We start from the raw sequence: 22,652 nt of genomic DNA on the forward strand, positions 1-22,652 counted from the left end.
TGCTCAACGCTGTTGCGTCAGACCACCGAAATCATTCATATTCTTTGATATAAATTATCTGCTCACTCTAACATAATCGAACTTTAAGCACGACGAAATTTCTTCAGGATCTCCACCCCAAGATATGCAAAATTCTCACACCGATTCCAGTCCACTTTATCGCATACGCGTTGCTGTACCTGTGCATGTATTTGATTGTTTTGATTACACGATGAGTGCAAAACAATTTGAACAGGCACAGATGGGCGCACGTGTACTGGTGTCGTTTGGTCGGCAGAATCTGGTCGGGGTGATTATTGAAAAACTGTCTGCAGATACTCCTCTCGACCCACGCTTTAAGCTTAAGGCAGTAACCGAACTGCTCGATGAACGTGCCATTATAGATAGCAAAGTTTTAAGTTTGTTGACATGGTCAGCACAATATTACCAGTTTCCAATCGGTGAAGTCGTCCACAGTGCCCTGCCGACCCTGTTGCGTCAGGGTAAGCCTTATAACCTGCTGGCCCGTACCTGGAAATTGCTGGACCCTGATGCCGAGGCCAAAGTACGCCGTTCAGATAAGCAGCAGGAAGCCTACCGGATTCTAAAACTGCATCCGGTCGGGACCACTGAAAATGTATTGAACATGGCCGGGATTGAAACCGCGACCTTAAAAGCACTGGAGAAAAAAGAGATTTGCGCCTGTGTGCTGGAGCCACAAGATTTCAGTCCGCAGCCGATGCAACTGGCACAGATGCCGCTAACGGCCAATCCTGAACAAAAACATGCAGTCGAACAGGTATTAAAATATCGCAATCAATATCAGGCTTTTTTACTGGATGGTCTGACCGGCAGCGGTAAAACTGAAGTGTATTTGCAGATCATGGAGCAGGTACTGAAACAGGGCAAACAGGTGCTGGTGCTGGTACCGGAAATCGGCCTGACGCCGCAAACCATCAGCCGTTTTCAGTCCCGTTTTCATTGCCATATTGCGTTGCTGCACTCCGGTCTGAATGACTCCAAACGGCTACAAGCCTGGCAGTCAGCGGAAACCGGCAAAGCCTCGATTGTGCTGGGTACACGTTCCGCCATTTATACGCCAATGCCGAATCTGGGCCTGATCATTCTGGATGAAGAACATGACCTGTCCTTTAAACAGCAGGAAGGCTTCCGCTATCATGCCCGAGATGTCGCCCTGTACCGCGGCCATTTACAGCAATGTCCGGTAATCTTAGGGTCAGCCACACCAAGTATTGACAGTTATGCACTGGTGCAACATGGCAAGATGCAGGCGCTGGAGCTGAATCAACGTGCCGGCACGGCCTTGATGCCCAAAATCCATATTCTGGATTTAAAAGTCGCACAGAAGCAGCATGGGATTAGCCTGCAACTGATTCAGGACATCAAAAAGCGTCTGGAGAAAAAAGAACAGGTGCTGATCTTTTTAAACCGCCGTGGCTATGCTCCCGTCCTTCTTTGTGGCAGCTGTGGCTGGCAGGCGCAATGTCCGCACTGCGATGCTAACTTCACTGTACACCGCCAGCCTTATCAGCATCTGCATTGTCATCATTGCGGCACTATTCACCGTATGCCGGAACACTGTCCGCAATGTCAGCATCAGGAACTGGTTACGCTGGGCATGGGCACTGGCAAGGTCGAAGAACATCTAAATGAACTCTTTCTGGATTTTGAGGTGATTCGGGTCGATCGCGATTCCACCAGTCGGGTCGGCAGCTGGCAGAAAATCTATGACAAGATTCAGAAAAGCGAACCGGCGATTCTTCTCGGCACCCAGATGCTGGCCAAGGGACACCATTTTCCCTATGTCACGCTGGTGGCGATTCTGGATATTGATTCCGGTCTGCTCAGTGTGGATTTCCGTGCTACTGAACGGACTGCACAGCTGATCGTACAGGTCGCAGGCCGGGCCGGACGCGGGGAACATAAGGGTGATGTCTATCTACAAACGCTCAGGCCTGATCATGCCTTGCTGAATACCTTGGTCAATGAAAATTATCGCGTATTTGCCCAACAGACCTTAAAAGAACGGCAGATGGCCAGAATGCCGCCCTACCGTTATGCCATCCTGATTCGCTGTGAATCCAAGGATCAGTCACAAAATACCGAATTCTTACAGAAACATGCAGCACTCCTCAGGCAATATCCTGATCTGGCGCTGGACATCTGGGGACCAATTCCTGCGCCAATGGAACGCAAGGCCGGACGCTATCAGTCGCATATGGTGCTATTGTCAGCGGATCGTCCACGTTTGCATTACTATGTGCGCTGCTGGTGGCAGAACATGCTGCAGGACAAACCTTCCAGCATGAAGCTCACGCTGGACATCGACCCTCAGGAACTGAGCTAAAAGATATTGCGCCTGAGGATCGGTCTGGAATACAAGACTCCCAGTCTGGATCAAGAATAAATTTAGGGCAGGAAAATGTCGATACTGTTACAAATAACACTGGTTCTGGTCATTGCACTGTTGATGGTGCCACTGAGTAAAAGGCTCAGGTTGCCAAGCGTGCTGGGCTATCTGTTAACAGGGATCATCTTAAGTCCAAGCCTTTTGCATCTGATTCAGGCACCCGAAGTCATGCGTAGTTTCATGCAAGTCAGCCTAATGGCATTGTTGTTCTGGATCGGCCTGCAACTCAGACCGAAACGCATTGTCCAGATTAATCCCTCCCTGTGGATGATGGCTACTTTACAGGTACTAATCAGCGCCCTGATTTTTACGCTCATGGCTTGGGTTTTCCTTCAGCAAAGCCTACTTGCCAGCATTGTAATTGGACTCGCCGGCAGTTTGTCCGCCATGACTTTGGCGATCCAACATCTCAATCATCAGGAACAGTTCGCCACCAGCTATGGTCAGCAAGCTTATTCGATCCTCCTAATTCATGCCCTGTTGGCCATTCTGGTGATTGCAGCCATTCCATTATTTGCCGGGATTCGCTCGACTGAACATGGCGTGGCCTACTTTGCTGCCCTCGTCGCGACGTTAAGCGGTCTGTTTCTGTGTAATCGTTACCTGATGCAACCGCTGTATCGTTGGATTGCTAAAAGTGCCAGTCACGAATTGCACGCGATTGTGGCGATTGCGGTGACCTTGGCATTGCTGGTGCTGATGAATACCCTGGGACTAAATCTATTTCTCGGCGCCTTATTTGCCGGCATTTTACTGGCAGATTCAGATTTTCGGCCTGCAGTAGAAAGTGCTATTCGGCCTTTTCAGGGCCTGTTGATGGGCCTGGCCTTTATCAGCCTGGGCATGTCACTAAAATTGCCTGATCTGCTGGATTTTCCCTGGATGATTCTGGGGGGCACTTTTGCTTTAATCTTGGTCAAGTTTGCAATCAGTCTGGCATTGGCACGTTATCATCAAAATAGCTGGCGCAATAGTACCTTGTTAGCAGCTAGTCTGGCGCAAGGCGGCGAATTTGCCTTACTCGCACTGGTGATTGCGGTATCTGACCAGATTATTGCGGCCAATCTGCTCTCTCCATTGCTGTGGATGGTGAGTTTTTCCTTGCTGCTGACGCCAGGATTTTATTGGTTATTGCACAGCCAGATCTTACCGCGTCTGGATCGTCACAATCATCTGGCAGCGACCTTCGAAACCGGTTCCAATCCTCAAACCAGCACACCGATTCTGCTGATTGGCTTTGGCCGCTTCGGGCAAATCATCGCCCGGATTTTACTGCAGCAACAACACGCCTTTAGTGTCATGGACAGCAATGTGCCAGCCACTGAACTTCTGGCACAGTACGATATTCCTTTCTATCAGGCAGATGCCACAGAACCGGAAGCCTTGATACAGACCGGCATTGCCACAGTGCAACAGGTGATTGTGGCGATTGACGATATTGAAGACTCAATGCTGATCGTGCGGCATCTGCGGCTGAATTATCCTGAAATCTGTTTATGGGTCCGCGCCCGTGACCGACATCATGTGCATTTATTGCAGGATTTGGGTGTGAAATACATCTGGCGTGAAACTTATCTTTCCGCCTTGGAACTCAGTCAGGCCTTACTAAACCAGCTCAATGCTGACCTCGAAAATAGCCAGCAACAGATTCAAAACTTCCGTAAACAGGATGAAAAGCTGCTCAACAGCCAATATCATCTGGATCCGGATGAACATCCAAATTATGAAAATCAGCGTAGCAGTTTAGCCGAATTGGAGCATCTGTTTGCCCAGGATCAACGCCATAAAGCGCAAAAACAGGCTACACAGCAGCAACAGGATACAAACGGCGCAGGAATTGATACGTTAAGAGATGAACTCTCATAACTTGTGTTTTACAATAATGACACCATTAAAGCAGGGTTATGGAGAATTTTATGTCTGATTTACGCCAACGCTTTTTTATTGAAGATAGCCCTGTTCGTGGTGAAGTGGTGCATCTTGAAGAAGCTTTACAAACCATTTTAGCGCAACGTGACTATGCACCTGCAGTTAAGATCCTGCTAGGTGAAATGCTCAGTGCCACTGCACTGCTGGCCAGCACATTGAAGATTAAAGGGCGTATCAGCCTGCAAATTCAGGCATCAGGCACATTTAAATGGGCTATGGCTGAATGTAACCATTTGGGTGAAGTTCGCGCTTTGGCTGACTATGAAGAAGATCCGCACTTTCTGGTCGGCGAAGACAGCAGTACCGTGTTGAAATCTCTAACCTCTCCGGTTCTGTTCATCAATATCGAGCCAGAATTTGGTGAGCGTTATCAGGGGATTGTACCTCTTGATAAAGAAAATCTCGCGGGCTGTCTGATGCAGTATTATGACCTATCTGCACAAATTCCAACGCGCATTGTATTGGCGAGCGACCATCAGCGTGCAGGTGGTTTACTGATTCAGTTGTTACCACGTAATAGTGAAGAAGAACAACGCCGGGTAGATGAAGACCTATGGCCACGTCTGACCATGCTGACAGAGACCCTAAAAACTGAAGAGTTAGTCGGTTTGCAAGCCACGGATATTCTGTACCGTTTATATAACGAAGAAGAAGTGCGTCTGCCAGATACGGAAGTGTTGAAGTTTGGTTGTACCTGCTCTAAAGAGCGTTGTGCAGTCGCTTTACAGCAAATCGGCATAGAGTCGATCCGTGAAACGCTGGAATTCCAGAATCCGATCGAGATGGACTGTCAGTTCTGTAACAGCCAATATACCTTTACCGCTGAAGAAGCCTTGGGTCTATTTGGTAAGCACCTGAGCTAAGCAGTTCGAATCCTTAAGCTTAAAAGCATTCTCCGGAATGCTTTTTTTATATTTTAACACCTGGTCGACTGAGCTCAACCAAGCGTATTCCCCTACAGTAGAAAACCTGTCTACTTCCTGAATCAAACTCTCATGTAAATCCAATCCGAGAATCCCTGTTAAATTATAAGATTATTCACATTAATAAAACCTGAATATTTATCATTTTCAAAAAATTATGAGAAAAACTGCACAGTTCATACTCTTGATTTAATTATGCTTTTAAAATAAATTAGAGCAATAATTCTAAAATGAATACATTATCAATTTAACAGGTATGTTATGAGAAAATTATTGAATACTCTAGTAATGGGGATGAGTTTAGCCGCAGTTTCTAGCTTGGCCTTTGCCTATGAAGATCCGTTATTGGGTAAATGGAAAACCATCGATGATCAGTCTGGTTATTCTCGTGCGGATGTGGAAATTCGCAAGAAAGCAGATGGTAGTTATGAAGGGGTGATTGTCGAAACACGCAGCTTGCCTGGCGCAGAAAAAATGGGCATCTGTCATAAATGTCCAGGTCAGCTCAAGAACAAGCCTTTTCTAGGCCTGCCGTTTATTTGGGATTTTAAGGCAGATCCGAAAAAGCCACGTGAATACCAGGATGGCAAAGTGCTTGATCCGATCAGTGGCAAAGTTTATAAGGGTAAAGCACGCTTAAGTGCCAATGGCAAACGTCTAACCTTACGTGGCTATGTCGGGGTATCGGTAATTGGCCGCAGTGTCACCTGGGTAAAATATTAATTTCAGAAAGATTTTCAAAGCTCCTATATCAGGGGGCTTTTTTCTTTGTCATGATTTGAAACAATAAGGTACAAATAAAAACTGTTTTGGGGCAAGTAAAGTCATAATAATGGATCGAAGACGGTTATTTTTTATCCATTTATGATGATCAATCTTCAGCCTTGTTCAATTCTGCCCTTTGGTCTGCTTTGCAGCCCTGATATGGCGCCCTCTATTCAACACAGGAAAGTGATTGAATACGCTTTGTCGATAACACATAAAATTATAAAAACAACTTCAGCTTTAACCTTCTTTGCCTCGCATGCTGCTGATAAAGATCCGGTCAGACCGACTGATTCATCGACTACCAGCGCATCCAGACTCTTCACTCATGATCATTTGAGTCATCACTCTGAGTCTGCATGTCCAAGGATTGGAAAGCGTTCTATTTTAGCACCTTCCCTTTCTTCGGATTTTGCACACTTGGCTGTTTAAGGAGTAGACCCATGACTACGATTCAGTACCAAGAAAGTTTTTCCCACGGTTATACCCCCTCAGAAATTATGGACGATCGTTCATTTGACTTGATCCACTTTGCAGAAGCGTGTGGACAAAGCCCGGAATGGGTCATGCAGTTAATTGAACATGGAATTTTACCCAATCGTTCCACAACCCCGACCAACACTTTCCTCGGTGAAGATATCTCGCGTGCACAACGCGCCTATCGCCTGCAACGCGATTTTGATGCCTCATTTAGCGCCGTTGCCATGATGCTGGACCTCATTGATGAGGTGCAGGAGTTACGCCGCGAGGTCAAACATTTGCACTTCAAGTAAATCCTTTTCATGTTCTGTCGATCTGCATTTTCCAATGCAGATCAGAACATATTTATATTTAATTTTATGATTAGAGTATAAGAATCCCTATGAAAACCAAAGATTGCAATAAGAAAATCAAATATATGTTTCCCGAATACCGCGACTTGATTGTGCAACTTCGCGAGGAAAATCCCTATTTTGCCAAGTTATTCGAGGAACATAATGAGCTGGACAAAGAAATCAGCCAGCTTGAACTTGATCCAGTCAATCATATCAACAATGATATTGAGGCGATCAAGCGTAAAAAACTAAAACTCAAGGATGAAATCTATAAAATACTGACTCGAACAGCTCAAGTGGAGTGATCAGCAGAACAGAGTGTTGATTTCTACAGAGCTAATCTAAAATTGAAGCCCACTGATCTACGTGTGCTTGAAAATAGGACAACCTTTATAAATATCGATTGATAAAGGTAGCTCTATTTTAATTTGGTCAGCTTTTCAACTTCTTTCATGGTCTCTTTCACTGATTGCTTAATCGGCTCATAGTCAAGGAACCAGAACAGATTCACGTGTTGATTCTTATGCTGTTGTGCCAGTAGATCAATCACACTGCGCTCCCCTCGGCCGACCAGATGTCTGCGATAGAAATAATACACCAGCAATACCGTGCTAATGAACATGATCATTAACATACTCCAGAACCCGACAGGAGATTTCGCCCCCGGAATAAATTCAAAGTTCATCCCGTAAATCCCGGTCAATAAAGTCAGCGGTGCAAAAATAGCGGTAATTATCGCCAAGATACGCATATTTTCATTGGTCTGATTGGCAATGGCTGAAAAATGCAGGTCGATGGCCGCCTGAATCGAGGCACGCAAACGAACAGTGTGTTTTTGGATGCGCTCTACATGGCTGACCAGGTCATTCATTCGGACCAGCATAATATCCTGCCGTTCTGACTTCTTCTTGCCTTTCAAGTGCGGATAATTATCGATAATTTCATCTCGCAGTTCTTGCAAGGTATCAATTTGCTCTTCACAGAGATTTTCCACTTGTTGAAAAGACATGCTTTCTTGCAATAACTGGTTCCATTTGGTAAAGCGGCGATGCCCCTGTAATAACTCCTGTTGCCAGAATTCAACCCGTCGGGTTAAAGGCACACGTAAATCCAAATAACCATCCACCATGCTATTCAGTAAACGTAACGATAAATCCAGCGGGGTCATCGGGAGTTTTCGTGACTTATTTTGTTCCTGAGCGGAACGGATCACATGGGTTTCAATACGGGAAATATAATTTTTTATTGCTTTATTTCCTTGCTCACGTACTGTAATCAGCACTTGAGGAGTCATGATAAAACTAATCGGAGTAGTCGCCAGACCAAATACTTTTTCATGCTGTTCCAGCGCCTGCTCACCGCTCTCGATGTCATCATCCGGGGTAATCAGCTTGCGAAAAATAAGCAACTCATAGTCATCCATGCTATCAAATACACAAGGATGTTCTAAATTAAGAATATCGTTTACATGCAATTCGTTTAGGTATAAATGGGTCTGCTGTTCTATTTCTTTTTGCCAAGTCTCAGCCCGATTAACCACATCTGCCCGGGTATAGTCGATCCAGATAAATTCAGGTTCAGCTTGAGCAATAGGCTCTTTTTGTACAAAAATATGATGTTCGGTCGGATGTTGGTAAAAATAATAAACCTGCATTAAGACAATTCTCTATTCACAATTCTGCTTTTTGTTGTTGCAGGATAGAGCTAGGCCTCCCCCATCTATCCGTCTATCCATCTATCCATCTATCCGTCTTAAAATTATGAGCCGAGCCGCAGACTTAAGCAATCCAATCAGTCTTTATTTGCGTAGCAGAATCTTATTGAAGGCATAAAAAAGCCCTGAGCCAGCCAAAGTAAACATTTTGACCAAGCTCAGGGCTTTTTTATTGTTATTCACATGAGTTTTCCCATGTGAATATTTTAACGATTAAACTTGTTCGATGTCTTTCATCGTCAATTTGATACGGCCACGGTTATCAACATCCGCAACCTGTACTTTCACTTCCTGACCTTCTTTCAATACATCCGCCACGTTCGCAATGCGTTCGTTTGAGATTTGAGAGATGTGAAGCAAACCATCAGTACCTGGCAGGATATTCACGAACGCACCGAATTCAACGATACGGATCACTTTACCTACGTAGATTGTACCTGGTTCGATTTCAGCCGTAAGTGCCTGAATCTTGGCAACTGCAGCTTGCGCAGCCGCTTTAGTTTCACCAAATACGCGAACTGTACCGTTATCTTCGATATCGATCGCCGCTTTAGTTTCTTCAGTAATCGCACGAATGGTCGCGCCACCTTTACCGATCACATCACGGATTTTATCCGGGTTGATATTGATCACCTGGAATGTCGGTGCGTGCATCGAAATTTCAGGACGCGCACGTGAAATCACTTGGTTCATCTCATTCAAGATGTGCATACGACCCGCATAAGCCTGGTTCAATGCAGATTCCATGATCTCTTCAGTGATACCTTCGATCTTGATGTCCATTTGTAGCGCAGTAATACCGTTTGCAGAACCAGCTACTTTAAAGTCCATGTCGCCCAAGTGATCTTCATCACCCAAGATGTCAGAAAGAACTGCAAAACGCTCGCCTTCTTTCACTAGACCCATCGCAATACCTGCAACTGGTGCTTTAAGTGGAACACCAGCATCCATAAGAGAAAGTGATGCACCACATACAGACGCCATTGAAGACGAACCGTTTGATTCAGTGATGTCAGAAACGATACGGATCACGTACGGGAAGCGATCAGCCGCAGGAAGAACTGCTTGAACACCACGACGTGCCAAACGACCGTGACCAATCTCACGACGCTTAGGACCAGATTCACGACCTGTTTCACCTACAGAGTATGCAGGGAAGTTGTAGTGCAACATGAAGTTGTCAGTTTTTGTACCTGCAAGGGTATCAACCATCAACGCATCACGTGTATTACCCAAAGTCGTTGTGACCAAGGCCTGAGTTTCACCACGTGTGAACAATGCTGAACCGTGTGCACGATCCAATACGCCTACTTGTACGTCGATTGCACGAACAGTTTTGGTATCACGACCATCGATACGTGGCTTACCAGACAGGATGTTGTCACGAACGGTACGGTATTTAAGGTCTTCGAACAGCTCATTTACTTCTTCTGCAATGCCAGTTTCGTCATTTTCAGGAACGAACTGTGCAACTGCTTCTGCATAAAGCGCGTCAAGTGCCGCATAACGGTCTTGCTTAACTGCAATCGTGTAAGCTTCAGAGATTTTCGCTTCGAATGCTTCTTTCAATTTACCAAGAAGTTCTTCATTTTTAACTGGAGCAACCCAAGTTGACTCAACCGCGCCTGCAGCTGCAGCAAATTCTTTGATCGCCTGGATCGCAATTTGCATTTCGTCATGACCGAACAATACAGCGCCCAGCATTTGGTCTTCTGAAAGTTCTTTCGCTTCAGATTCAACCATCAATACTGCAGTTTCAGTACCCGCAACAACAAGATCAAGATCAGACTCTTTAAGTTGTTCAAGGTTTGGGTTCAGGATGTATTCACCGTTGATTAAACCAACGCGCGCGCCACCAATCGGACCACGGAAAGGCGTACCAGCGATAGACAATGCAGCTGAAGTACCCAACATTGCAGCAATGTCAGCATCCATGGTTTTATCAGAAGAAATCACAGTTGCAGTCACTTGAATTTCGTTGAAGTAACCTTCTGGGAACAACGGACGAATTGGACGGTCAATCAGACGTGAAATCAAAGTTTCAGCTTCAGACTGACGGCCTTCACGCTTGCCATAACCACCCGGGATACGACCAGCAGCATATTGCTTTTCTTGATAGTTTACAGTCAATGGGAAGAAATCTTGACCTGCTTTTGCTTTAGGCTGTGCCACAACAGCAACAAGTACTTGTACGCCGCCCATGGTGATCACAACAGTGTTTGCCTGACGGGCAACACGACCTGTTTCCAGAATAACGTTGTGCTGACCGAATTGGAATTCTTTACGAATAATATTAAACATTGACATGTTTTATTTTTTCCTAGTTCTTGTGAACAATTATTCTAGTGGAGACCCCTAAGGTTTGGCATTCATGACCATATGGACGAGTAAATGACAAAGCTTAGAAGCCGACCTCACCAGATTAAATACTATTTTTAAACACAAAGAAGGAGCGAAACATTCGCCCCTTCCACTGGCTCAGCGCAAAGCTAAGCCGACTTTAGTTTTCAGTAATACAGCACAAAGCATGCAATACACCCGAAAATAAAGTTTAAATCGAATTAACGACGTAAACCTAAAGCACCGATCAATGCTACATAACGACCGTGGTCTTTACCGTTAAGGTAGTCAAGTAGCTTACGACGTTGGTTAACCATACGGATTAGACCGCGACGGCTATGGTGGTCGTGTTTATGCTCTTTAAAGTGACCTTGTAAATCATTGATTTGAGCAGTTAAAAGAGCTACTTGAACTTCTGGTGAACCAGTGTCGTTTTCAGCGCGAGCGAATTTAGCCATGATCTCTGCGCGATCTGCGTTAGTTAAAGCCATTCGATTTCTCCGAGATGCTTGTATATTTTGATAAAAATCAAAGTGATGAGAATTCAAAACCTTGACTGCCGTGCATCACTACAGCAAGTTGCATATTTTAAGGGAAAACGCATCAAATTGCAAAAATAGATCCAGATTTTTGCATGGTTTTGGTTGCTCATTGATGCAGTTCAGATCCGATGACTCTTGTTCCTTAAAGATTCAGGTTTTGCATTATTTTAATGAAATAAATCCAGAATAAATTAAATATAGAAACTCCTTTGAAAAGCCCGCAAACCCTTTAGCTCGCTTGAATCTTCAGCTACTCCCCATAGAAAATGGATAAAAAAAAGCCCGAGTAAACTCGGGCTTTTTGGCGCTGTAGTTCTTTCTCTTATCATTATTATTTATTGTATTATTATGGCGTTTTACGCTTATTATTATTTTCAAACATCCTGTTGAAAAATCATCTTCCTTGTGTGGTAGATTTTGCCATATTCCCACCAGACAACTAGAGGTATTTGCCTCATTTTGCTGTAAGCCATTTCGTACATCACAGGGTGAAAATTTGCATAATGTTACATAGCTCTCGTTTTATTTAACGCTATTTACTTAAGTTTACTGGCTAGGGCTGAAAATTTTTGCTAAGAAATTAGGATAAAAATCCAGCAAGCTTCCTATAAAAAAATCAGGATATAAAAAAGCCTTGTAGTCTCTCCCAAAACTACAAGGCTTAGCGGCTGTAAGTTTCCTCTTTCACTTACTTCACTGTAAGTTCGCTGTCTACCGACATTATTATTATCATTATGCGATTATGCTCAACTTTCCGTGTTGAGTTATTTTGTAGAACCAATCTTCTCAAAAACCGAGCAAAAGCTCTATGCGTCAATTTCCTGAATCCTTGTAAGCTTTTACCTACAAGATTTGATTATTTTTGCCAATTAAATTACTAGATTGTTCAATGATTTTTTGGCTCAAACCACTTTTCCGGGTAGTTTTAACACAAAGTGCTTGTGTAAAAGCATCATAATCTACCAATAAACTGACCACTTTTTTGGCTCGAGTAATTGCAGTATAAATCAACTCTTTGCTCAATAAATTTTTTGCATATTGATCCAGCACCACTGCCGTATGGGAAAATTCTGAACCTTGAGATTTATGAATGGTCAGCGCAAAAGCGGTTTCAATACTTTTAGGTAAACGGGTGGCTAATACCCATTTTTCCAGACTCGGGAAATACACTTCAAACTGACGTTGACCAGATTGCTCACGTAAAAAACAGATACCAATATCACCATTGGACAGGCCCAACTGATAGTCGTTATAGCTCATCATGACGGGTCGTCCGACATACCAGTCGCCCTGTTTCAACTGACCTTGGGCTGCTAAAAAACGTTGTTCAATCTGTAGATTGATCTTGAGCAGCCCCAGATCACCAGAACGGATTGCCGTTAAAATACGGTAATCATCAAAAGTTTTGACCACCTGTTGCACATAGTGTTCAAAATCAGCTGAGTTTCGTTCTGTTTTTATGGCCTGTACATAAGCCTGATAACCATACATCAGCTGGTCATAATACTGATTCAAATTATGCGCGGTCTGTTCGGCACCAGCGAGCAGGTATTGTAACTGCAACTGGTCGATCTTCACCTGATCCAAATCGATCGCCTGTAACTCACTGGCTGCCACAATCTGCTGCTCAAATTTCTGCAAGACGTGAGAAGGCTGATGATTCTGCTGGATAAACTCCGCCATTGCGCCAATCCTGGCTCCAGGCGCAAAACGCCGCGTGGTGATTAAATTGACCCGGTTATCTTCCAGAGTCGCTACTTGCTGTAAATCTGCCAATACCGTTCCCACATCCACAGAGGCCAGCTGATCTGCATCACCGAGTAAAATCAGCCGTGCATGAGATGGTACGGCGGCCAGTAACATCTGTGACAGGTTTAAATCCAGCATCGAGGCTTCGTCGACCACGATCACATCATAAGGCAGAGGCTGCTTGGCATGAAAGCGTGGCTGTCCGCGAGTGCCCAGACCCAATAAGCGATGCAGGGTGACCGGTTGTAACTGTTTTAATTGTTCTAGCTCAAACTCTTGTAACGCTTCACTGTGCAAGGCTTTTTGCAGTGCTTCTTTCATGCGCTGTGCGGCCTTTCCGGTAGGTGCTGCCATGGCAATCCGGATATTTGGCAAGGCTTCATGCAGGACCGCAATCATATGCGCCAAGGTATAGGTTTTACCGGTACCCGGACCGCCGCTAATAATATTCAGCGCCTGCCGCGCAACCATTTCCAGTGCCAATTTTTGCTGTGGATCTGACAATAAATTGCGATCACGTTCGGATAAATCAATAGCGGCAACCGGTTGGGCTTTAATCCGAGCAATATGTGAGGCTACTGCCTGTTCCAGTTGCCAATAGCGGTACAGATATAAATGCTGATCTACAAAAATAAATGGTGCAATTCCTGCACCCTGCTGACGGCGGTCTAGAACCAGATTATGCAATAAGGCAACCTGCTGAGGATCAACTTCGATACAGCTATCTCCCGCCTGCATCGCCTCAAGCAATTGCTCGATCAAGATTTTTGCTGCCGGATCAAATGTAGCCGTACTAAACGGCGGCTGACACAGATAGTCAATCCAGGCCATTAAATTGGAGTCTTGCTGCGACACGTGATTCTGCTCATTTTCCACACAGTTATCCTCAAAGTTATCCACAGGATAATTTTCTGTTTAATCTCTATATATTTTATAAAACTGCAAAATCATGCTGATTTTTTCTGCTCAAAATAGCCCAGTATTTGATCCAGTTTTTCTATGAATTCCAGGCTCGGTTGCCAATGATAAGCCCCTTGCTGGACCTGTCCATTCATCCCGCGCAAATACAAATAGGTTGCGCCGCCCAGATGCTGTGTGATCGAATAACCCTGCATATTGGCACTCAGATAACGATGCAGCGCCACCAGATACAAAGCGGCCTGCAACCAGTAACTGGACTGGCTCATATTCTGCTGAATCGCCTCAGCACTATAGTGCTGCTGATCAGGGCCGAGGAAGTTACTTTTATAATCGGCAATATGGTAGCGCTGGCCATCGAAATACACCAGATCGATGGAACCGGTCAGATATCGCGCCGATTTGGCCTCATTAAAATCGCTCATGACTATGTCATGTCCGAGAAAAAGCTGATGGATTTGCCGAATCTGCAAAGGGGCATCGGTCAAGGACAGATAAAAAGGAAATTCTGACAGATACTGTTTAGCCTCCAGCTGCGCCAAAGCAAAATCTACCTGAATCGGAGTGGCCAGAATGTCATGTACCCAGTCATGCATCAGGTTCAGCAAAATATCTTCTGTAATCTCGTCCAACAAGCCATCAAAAGCAGTCTGGAAAATACTGTCCACATTCAGCGATTCAGTGCTTGCAGAGCGTGTGAGCTGGGCCACTTCCTGTTCAAAAAACTGGATAAAGGAGTCATCCTCCAGCCCATCGAAATACACCTGAAACTGACCTAAAAATTCTAGCAGACCCGAACGATCGAGCTGTTGTGCCGAGTGAAACAGCTGCTGCCATTGCTGGCGATAAGCTTTGCTTTGGTCATGCAGGCGAATTCCGGTCAATAACTTATAGTTCAGGCTGGACAATACGCGCTGCATACTATGACGCAATTCCTCGGCTTTGAAATCTGCCTGAGCTGTGGCCTGAAACAGGGTTCGCAGATTCACCACAGCGGCCTGATAATGCAGGGAAAAGGCCTGTTCCAGTACACTACGTATATGAAAAGCCTGTTCAAATTTTTCTTTCAGTTCCTGCCAGATTTGCGGTGCGGTATTTTTAAAACGGCGCCGGATTTCCAAATTCCAGTAACTGCTGTCCTGAAAATCGATATGTTCAAAAATGCTGTGCAAGAAAGTTCCGGCCACTGTACCTTTAGGAAAATTCAGCCTAATCCAGTCTAAGGGCACGGCTGCTGGCTGTTCTTCCAGACCGGTAAAATGAATTTCATCGGCAGCACTGTCGGGCTGTTCATAAGCCGTGACCAGATCGTCCTGCAAGATATGTCCATGTAGCTGATGCTGTGACAAAGCCGTAAAACTGGTTTTGGTTCGCGGATAAAACTGCCGCTCTGGCAAAGGTTGCGCCCGCATGTCGACCTGATGATGGTTCGACTGCTCGACCAGGCGCGGTGGCTCCTGAGACAGAGGCGGCTCGACCAGACTTAAAGCATGTTGAAACAGTTGATCTCCCTGACCACGCCAGAAGGCCAGCCCCGAATCGGACTGTGCGTTTTGATCCTGCAGCATGGCATATACTCGGTGACTGGCACGGGTCAGCGCCACATACCAGAGCCGGTGGTTTTCGGCAGCATTACGCGCTGCATTTTGCAGAATCGCCTGCTCATGCAAATTCTTGTGATTGACTGCAATCACCCGGGATTGTTCCAGGATGTTGTCCTGTTCAGGCGCAGACAGGGAAAAATTCAGATTGCCTTTATTCACATCAAAAGCAGCATCTACTCCCAATAAAAACACCACTTTAAATTCCAGCCCTTTGGAGGCATGAATGGTCATCAGCTGCACCCCATGATCCCCAGACAGCTTGCGTTCTTTTTCGCTGTCCTTGCCTGAAGGTGACTGAAGCTGGCGCAAATACCAGTGATAGAGTTTTTGCGCCCCCTGATAATATTCACTCTGCTGGCTCAGCATCTCGGTCAGATGGCGCAAATTGACCACCACCCGCTCATTGTCCAGACTTTGACTGGCCACCAGATTGGTCCAGACCTGAAACAGGTTCAGTGCATAATTCCAGGCGGTCAAAAAGCCTTTCTCAAACCACATTTCCCGAATTATATCCAGATCGGCAATATAGCGACTGAGGCCTTCACTCTGGCTTTGCAAATCAATCAGTTTTTTCAGATTGAAGCCCAGCAGACGGGTTAGTAAAGCCCGCTTGACCTTGGCCTCATTGAAAGGATCCATAATCGCCGTCAATACTGCCGCGACATCCTGAGCAATTGGACTGGCAAACACGCTCTGTTTGGATTCCTTATAGCAGGGAATGCCCATACGCTGCAGACGCTGCTTCACCTGTTCCAGAGCAAAATGTCCAAATCCCAGTACGGCGATATCATCTGCGCTCAGGCTTTGCTGATGCTCTTGCTGCTGAAAGTACAGTTGCTGCTGGGCAGACTGATTCAGCAATGCACGGATTTTCCAGGCCACCTGGTCTGCCTCCAGGTCCGATTCACCTAGCTGAATCCATCGTAAAGGCTGCGGGTTGATCCTGCCCATATCGACCAGATCTGGATGCGGGCGACTACCGGCCTGAATCAAGGTGTACTGCACCTGTTCGCCAAAATCCATTTGCCGCTGGAACAGCGCATCAACCACTTCTACGAGTGGTTTGACTGACCGATGGTTCTGCATCAGGGTATATTCGCGGCCCTGTTTATGCAGCACATCGGCATGTGCCTTGTTATAGGTGAGCATATCGCCGCCACGGAAACCGTAAATTGCCTGTTTCGGATCACCGACCATAATCATGCAGCCGGACTGCACCCGGTTGGCATCACGCCAGATCTTGGCCAGCAAATCATCCTGATCCTGATTGGTGTCCTGAAATTCATCGACCAGAATCAGCGGATAACGTGCCTGTACAAACTGGGCAAAACGCTGTCCCTGCTGGCCTTGCAATGCTTCCGCCAATGTACGAATTTGCTGGGAAAAAGTGGTTTCACCCTGCTGCTGCAAGGTTTGTGGCAAACGGGTCTGCACACTTTGAATAATATGAAATTCCAGATAGGTCGTAAGCTGTTGCAGCTGCTCATCCAGATACTGTTTGACCTCACACAGCGCATCAATTGCCACGATCAGACTATGTTGCAAAATCAGCTGCTGCTCTGCATCCGGACAGCTTTTGTTAAAGACCTGAGTGGTCGGCTGGAAATCGGTTTTCTTGCGGCGCAAATGGCACAGATTCAGTAAAATCGGCTGCAATTCAGCATCAAAGAAACTCATGCCACCCTGATTTTTCAGGGCTGCGCTCCAGGTCATAAAGTTTTCACAAATTTCGGTTAACTTGGTCAAAAAACTCTTGTGAAAATACTTCGGACTTTCCTGACAATAACGCCGCATGACGGCAAGATCATGCTCCTGAATACTCACTAATTGACTGATGCAGGCTTCCAATTTGTTCAGGTCACATTCAGCCAGTTCGATCTTGCGGAAATGCTGCTTGCTGAAATTCAGGGCATCACGCACCAGCCCGGTATAATGCTCCACCGGTTTCAGCAGATTTTGAACATACAGATGATTGACCATATATTGCGGCTGCTGCTGAATCCAGTCACGCAGCACATCATGAATCAGCTGCCGAATATACAGATCCTGATCTTCGGTCAGTTCTGCACGTTCAATCTTGCCACTTTCAAAGGCAAATTCACGTAACAGTTTCTGGCTAAAGCTGTCCAGGGTGCCGACAAACAGTTCATCCAGCTGGTTTAGCACCAGACGTAAACGGCGACGGGCATAATCCAGCCGTGAACCATAATCTTTCAGTACCTGCTGAAATAAAGGATCGGTTTCATTCTGGATTTTTGCTGCGATTTCAACTGAATTGAGCTGCTGATGACGCTGGATATAAGCCAGCGTTTCCTCGACGCGAAGCCGTACCCGGTTTTTCAGTTCAGCCGTGGCCTTACGGGTAAATGTCGTCGCAATCACCTGATGCGGATAATACTGGTCCAGAAAAATCCGCACCATCAGACTGGATAGCGTATAGGTCTTGCCGGTGCCTGCCGAGGCTTCAATCCAGTGTAGGCCCCGAAACTTCATGTCCTGAATCGGATTGGTAGAAATGGCTGTTTGCGTCTGCTGCTTTAAGAAAGTCATACGGCTATTTCACCCATTCCAGATGTTGATGAATTGGTGCATACAGGCCATGGGCAAAATCATGACAGCAGTTTTGCAAGGCCAGATCCGGATCCTGATCTTGCAAAATAAATTGCCAATCCTGATGCAAGACACTAGATTCATTCGAAGTCAATGGCTTAGCTGTTTTAGGACTATAACTGTTGTTCCAGGCTTCCAACAATTCCTGCATTTCCACAATGGTCATTTTACCCTGTTCATTCTCGGCCCACTGCCACTCTTTTTTCATCAGTAATTCTGCCGGCAAGACCAGCGGCTGCTGTTGACCAATTTCCCAGGCCTTTAACCAGAGCTGCAAATACTCATGTGCCTTGCTCGAACTCAAGCCAGAAAACTTCAGGGTTTTATTACTGAAAATGACAATGCGCTCCAGTTCTGGTGAGCGTGCATCGTCATTCAAGTAAGCCAGCCATAGCAGATACTCCAGCCAGATCTGGGCACGGCGTTTTTCCGAGGCCGAAGAGGATTGCATACTCAGCCAGTAGCTGCTGTGTGGAACCTGAGGCACGTTTATATGAATGATCAGTTCAGGACTGAACTGCAAGGATTGCTGGGTAACTGGCGTCAGTTCTTTATCCAACTGCAGCAAACGTTCTTGTAACAGCTGCTGTTCCTGCTGGCTGCCCAGCCAGGTGGCTTGCTGAGTTTTGCCCACCGGCAAACGGTCCAGCATCAGGTTCGGCTCAATCTCCTGCTCTTGCTGCAACAGGAAATCCCGTACCTGATACTGTTCCAGTTTGTTCAATAATAAGGGTTCCCGGGAACTCGGCAAATCGGCATAGCGAATCGTGGAAACCCCGACACTTTTCAGGAATAGACGTGCCGGGAAAATCATATCGCGGATCCATTCATCACCTTTGAGTACCCGGATTTCTTTTTGTTCTAGTGCCGGATAATGTGCATTAATCCAGCTGCTGCGTTTGCCTTCGGCACTGCGGATATACTCTGCTACCGCAAACCACTGATCCTGATAACGTGGTGTCTGCATATCTGTAAATCCGGCCGGATCAAAAGGCTGCAAGGGATGTACATGATAAAGCTGCCGGATATGTTGAGCGACCGATAGACCATGAATATCCACCATCGGATCGACTTCGGCATCCGGCTGTTCAGACTGGCAGATCAGCGCGATATGCTGAACCAGTTCCTGCAAGGCAGTGGATGGATCACGAGCCTCACCATCCTCCAGATCAAAGCCATTATAGAACAGCCATAGATTTTCCTGTGCCAGCAGCAAGGCATCCAGAAAGGCGCCCTGCTCGTCATCCAGACGGGAACGGTCACCGAGTTGCGGCTTCAGGCTGCGCATCAGATCAAACGGAACCTGTTGATTACGGCTCGGAAATTTACCGCTATCCAGATTCAGCATCACCACCAGTTTATAAGGCAATGGCCGGATCTGACCAATCTGGCTAAAAGTAATCTGTCCGGTCGGTTCGGCCTGATCCAGCTGCATCTCCAGGGTATTCTGAATTTCTTCCAGCACATAAGGCAGAGGCAGACTGAGTGCCACCAGTTCCTGACTGGCATGCGGATCATCCTGGTCATGATAATCGGCCAAGGTCAGCATCCGCATTTGCTTGTCGATAATCTCGGCAACGGTTTTGAGCGATTCCACGCCAGCATCACGGAACTCGTTCAGATCGGCGCGCAGATATTCCAGCCAGGTTTTGACTGGCGTGCGCTGTCCGGTTTCATGCAAAGTCAGCCAGTCACGGCGCTCTACCAGATCCTGATAAATCCGGATCAGGGTGGATATCAAGGGAAAATCACTGGTCAGAACCTTGGCATAACTCAAGGTGTCCTGAAACAGGGTATGTTCAGGAATCGCCAGACCCAACGCCAGACGGTCCAGCGCGAATTTAAAGCTAAACCGGTAATCCTCATCGCCTGCGCTCAGGCTTTGCTGTAAATGCTGCTGGTCCAGTCCACGTTTAAAGCCAGCATCTGTCAGCAACTGCAACATCCGTTCTACCTGACTATAGTCCAGACCATAATACTGCTGGGTCGCATTCAGGCTGAGCCAGTCGGCAAAGTCCTCAATACTGAAACGGCGACGTACCCACTGAATCCGGCCCAGTACCGCGCGCCAGGCATTGCTGACATCCAGACGCGACACCCCGGCAATCTGGATCGGTAAATACAGGTTATCTTTCTGCAGTCGTTTGCTGCCAATTTCACGCTCACGCGGTGGCGGGGCAAAGACACTGCGAATTGCCGGTTCGAGTTCTTTCAGACTTGGCGTCAGCACCAGAATATCACTAGGCTGACGCGGCACGTCATTCGTATCTTGAGCCAGCCAGTGAATCAGCTGTTCTTTAAGGACTTCCAGCTGACGTAATGAAGAATGACAGACATGAATCTGTACCGAATCATCATCAGGGCTTAAAGCATATTGATGCTGCTCGGGCTCGAGCAAATACAGGATATCCGACTGGATTTTGGCCAGCAGCCTGTCCTGATATTCATCCACAAAGACATCGGCCCAGAGACCCTCTTCCCCCGAAGACAGTTTAGAGAGTAGAGAAAAATGATCCCGTGCCTGCTTGCCGAATCGGGTCAGGAGCGGATGCCGCGATTCCCGGTCTTCGGCATTAAAGTTCAGCTGCTTGATCCTGAAGTCTTTTATTTCCGCATCATTCGGTTTACGTTGACGGGTCTTTTCAAAACGCTGAATAAAGCGCTCTTCCCGCTGCAAATCAAACCTGGCTTTCCAGTCCGGATCGACACTGTCGGCCCAGTATTCCTGCGAGGGGTTGAAGTGAAAAATATAGATATCAATGTATTGCCCCAGACGGCGTAAAAAATCCAGCTGGCTGGGTGGCAGTTCTAGCAGGCTAAATACCACAATCTGGGCCGGTAGTCGTTTTAGAGCCTGGGCGCGGGTTTCTGCATTCTCCAGCCGCTCCCAATACAGGCGTTCAATCTCCAGGATTTTGGCATAGTCATCCTGAAATACATGCTGCCACAACCAGCGTTGCCAGGCTTCCAGTTCACGCGCCTGAATCTTGACAAAATCCGCCACCTGCATCTCATGGCCATTTTCATCTTTGGGGCTATAGATCATTTGCTCGATATCGAGCGCAATATCCTGCCCCCAGGACTCTAACCAGTTACTCGGACAACTACAGTTGTTTGGAGGACAGTTACGCGCGCAATAACCGCGATAATCCATATAATGACTGAACAAACGCGACACCTGCTCGGCTACCCAGTACAGCATGCTCTGTTTTTTCAGCTGCTTCTCTGTACCCTGCTCCAGCCGGTCAGCACTGTCATAAATCCGCTTCACAATAGAATACAGCGGATGATCGACGTCTAAAGGAATCTGTTCAGGCAGAATACATTTACGCAATGCCTGAAACACGCGCCATTTGATGATAATGCGCGGAATATTGGCTTCACGGACCTGCTCCACTTCTTTAGGCGCATTCAATACCCATTGATAGGAAGTCCATTGAAAGGCGCGAATCCGGTGATGAAACTGGGTATTGGCGCTAATACCTTTTTTCTCGGCAATTTTCTGGGTCAGCCAAGTTTCTACTGCCGGAGATGGCACAATAAAGTGCCGGGTTTGTAACACCTCAAATGGATTCCGGGCAGTCTGGTTGACAATACGCAGCATACTATCCAAAAGCACATCAATACGTTGACTCTGAATAACATGAATGGCCATTGGTTCCCCTGAACTGCTGAATGTGGTTTTTACTACAAAACGATAAAGATTATTTACTATACATCCCGAGCGCTCTATGACACTTTAAAACCACACTTCAGTCGAAAAATTTCTTTGAAAAAAGCATCTTAAAGATGCTTGAATAGAAAAAAACAACATAGAGCTTAGGTAGTGCCCATGAAATTAGATAAAATTCCTGAACGTCTCGATCCGAGCCTAGATTTAGAACAAATCCGCGACGAATGCCTGGAACTCACCAAAAAACGCGCCTATTATTCTGCCGGTGCTGCGGTTATTCCAGTGCCGTTTATGGACGTGGTCATTGATATAGGTATCTTGTCGCAATTGATTCCCGAGATCAATGCCCGCTTCGGCCTGGCGCCTGACCAGATCAGTGTCTATGATCCAAAAACCCGTCAGATTCACTGGCAAGAGCTGCGTAAACGTGGCGTAGAATTTTCCGGTCTGGTGGTCGCACGTACGGCAGTTAAAAAATCTTTGAACAATGTTGCAGCGAAAGTGATGATAAAGCAAGTCACAAAATTCATTCCGCTGGGTGGTCAGCTGGTGGCCGCAAGTCTGGGTTATTTTGTCATGAAAAAAATTGCCGATGCTCATGTGCAAGACTGCTATCGCACCGCTAAAAGTATTCAGCAAAAACAGGTCGCCCAAGGTTAA

At 46.3% G+C, this 22,652-nt stretch carries 13 protein-coding genes; 7 read left to right on the forward strand and 6 right to left on the reverse strand.

Annotated elements, in window-relative coordinates; all coding sequences use genetic code 11:
- Positions 1-124: 124 nt before the first annotated feature.
- The 6 genes from NI469_RS01725 to NI469_RS01750 all read left to right on the forward strand — a co-directional run bounded on the left by NI469_RS01725 (position 125) and on the right by NI469_RS01750 (position 7,147).
- Complete coding sequence (locus NI469_RS01725; protein ID WP_253174284.1) at positions 125-2,347, forward strand: primosomal protein N'; 2,223 nt, start codon at positions 125-127, stop codon at positions 2,345-2,347.
- Positions 2,348-2,422: 75 nt separating this feature from the next.
- Entirely contained in the window at positions 2,423-4,276 is a 1,854-nt protein-coding gene (locus tag NI469_RS01730; RefSeq protein WP_253174285.1) for a cation:proton antiporter domain-containing protein, read from the forward strand.
- A 50-nt stretch (positions 4,277-4,326) separates the two neighbouring features.
- Positions 4,327-5,202 carry an Hsp33 family molecular chaperone HslO gene (gene hslO / locus NI469_RS01735; RefSeq protein WP_004278571.1) on the forward strand — a complete coding sequence of 292 codons (876 nt, stop codon included), beginning with the start codon at positions 4,327-4,329 and terminating at the stop codon, positions 5,200-5,202.
- 321 nt (positions 5,203-5,523) lie between these two features.
- On the forward strand, positions 5,524-5,985 hold the full coding sequence (locus tag NI469_RS01740; RefSeq protein ID WP_253174286.1) for a DUF2147 domain-containing protein: 462 nt from the start codon (positions 5,524-5,526) through the stop codon (positions 5,983-5,985).
- 485 nt (positions 5,986-6,470) lie between these two features.
- Positions 6,471-6,800 carry a chaperone modulator CbpM gene (locus NI469_RS01745; RefSeq protein ID WP_253174287.1) on the forward strand — a complete coding sequence of 110 codons (330 nt, stop codon included), beginning with the start codon at positions 6,471-6,473 and terminating at the stop codon, positions 6,798-6,800.
- A gap of 89 nt (positions 6,801-6,889) precedes the next feature.
- Positions 6,890-7,147 (forward strand): HP1242/YdcH family protein, encoded by a 258-nt coding sequence (locus tag NI469_RS01750; RefSeq protein WP_004278574.1) that lies wholly within the window; start codon positions 6,890-6,892, stop codon positions 7,145-7,147.
- Between the two features lie 113 nt (positions 7,148-7,260).
- On the opposite strand, the gene NI469_RS01755 is transcribed toward NI469_RS01750, so the two are convergent.
- From NI469_RS01755 to NI469_RS01780, 6 genes are all read right to left on the reverse strand, one after another.
- Entirely contained in the window at positions 7,261-8,496 is a 1,236-nt protein-coding gene (locus NI469_RS01755; protein WP_253174289.1) for a magnesium transporter CorA family protein, read from the reverse strand.
- 273 nt (positions 8,497-8,769) lie between these two features.
- Positions 8,770-10,857, reverse strand: coding sequence for a polyribonucleotide nucleotidyltransferase (gene pnp / locus NI469_RS01760; RefSeq protein WP_171058372.1), 2,088 nt, complete (start codon positions 10,855-10,857; stop codon positions 8,770-8,772).
- Between the two features lie 260 nt (positions 10,858-11,117).
- Entirely contained in the window at positions 11,118-11,387 is a 270-nt protein-coding gene (gene rpsO / locus NI469_RS01765) for a 30S ribosomal protein S15 (RefSeq protein WP_004278577.1), read from the reverse strand.
- Between the two features lie 894 nt (positions 11,388-12,281).
- Positions 12,282-14,063, reverse strand: a complete 1,782-nt coding sequence (gene recD, locus NI469_RS01770; RefSeq protein ID WP_004278578.1) for an exodeoxyribonuclease V subunit alpha — start codon at positions 14,061-14,063, stop codon at positions 12,282-12,284.
- A gap of 71 nt (positions 14,064-14,134) precedes the next feature.
- On the reverse strand, positions 14,135-18,259 hold the full coding sequence (locus NI469_RS01775) for a UvrD-helicase domain-containing protein (protein WP_253174290.1): 4,125 nt from the start codon (positions 18,257-18,259) through the stop codon (positions 14,135-14,137).
- Between the two features lie 4 nt (positions 18,260-18,263).
- A complete protein-coding gene (locus NI469_RS01780; protein WP_253174292.1) occupies positions 18,264-21,974 on the reverse strand; it encodes an exodeoxyribonuclease V subunit gamma in 3,711 nt (1,236 codons plus the stop codon).
- Positions 21,975-22,151: 177 nt separating this feature from the next.
- Between NI469_RS01780 and NI469_RS01785 the strand changes: the two genes are divergently transcribed.
- Positions 22,152-22,652 (forward strand): hypothetical protein, encoded by a 501-nt coding sequence (locus NI469_RS01785; protein WP_253174293.1) that lies wholly within the window; start codon positions 22,152-22,154, stop codon positions 22,650-22,652.

The sequence above is a fragment of the Acinetobacter lwoffii genome (assembly GCF_024129735.1).
GTDB lineage: Bacteria > Pseudomonadota > Gammaproteobacteria > Pseudomonadales > Moraxellaceae > Acinetobacter > Acinetobacter lwoffii_H.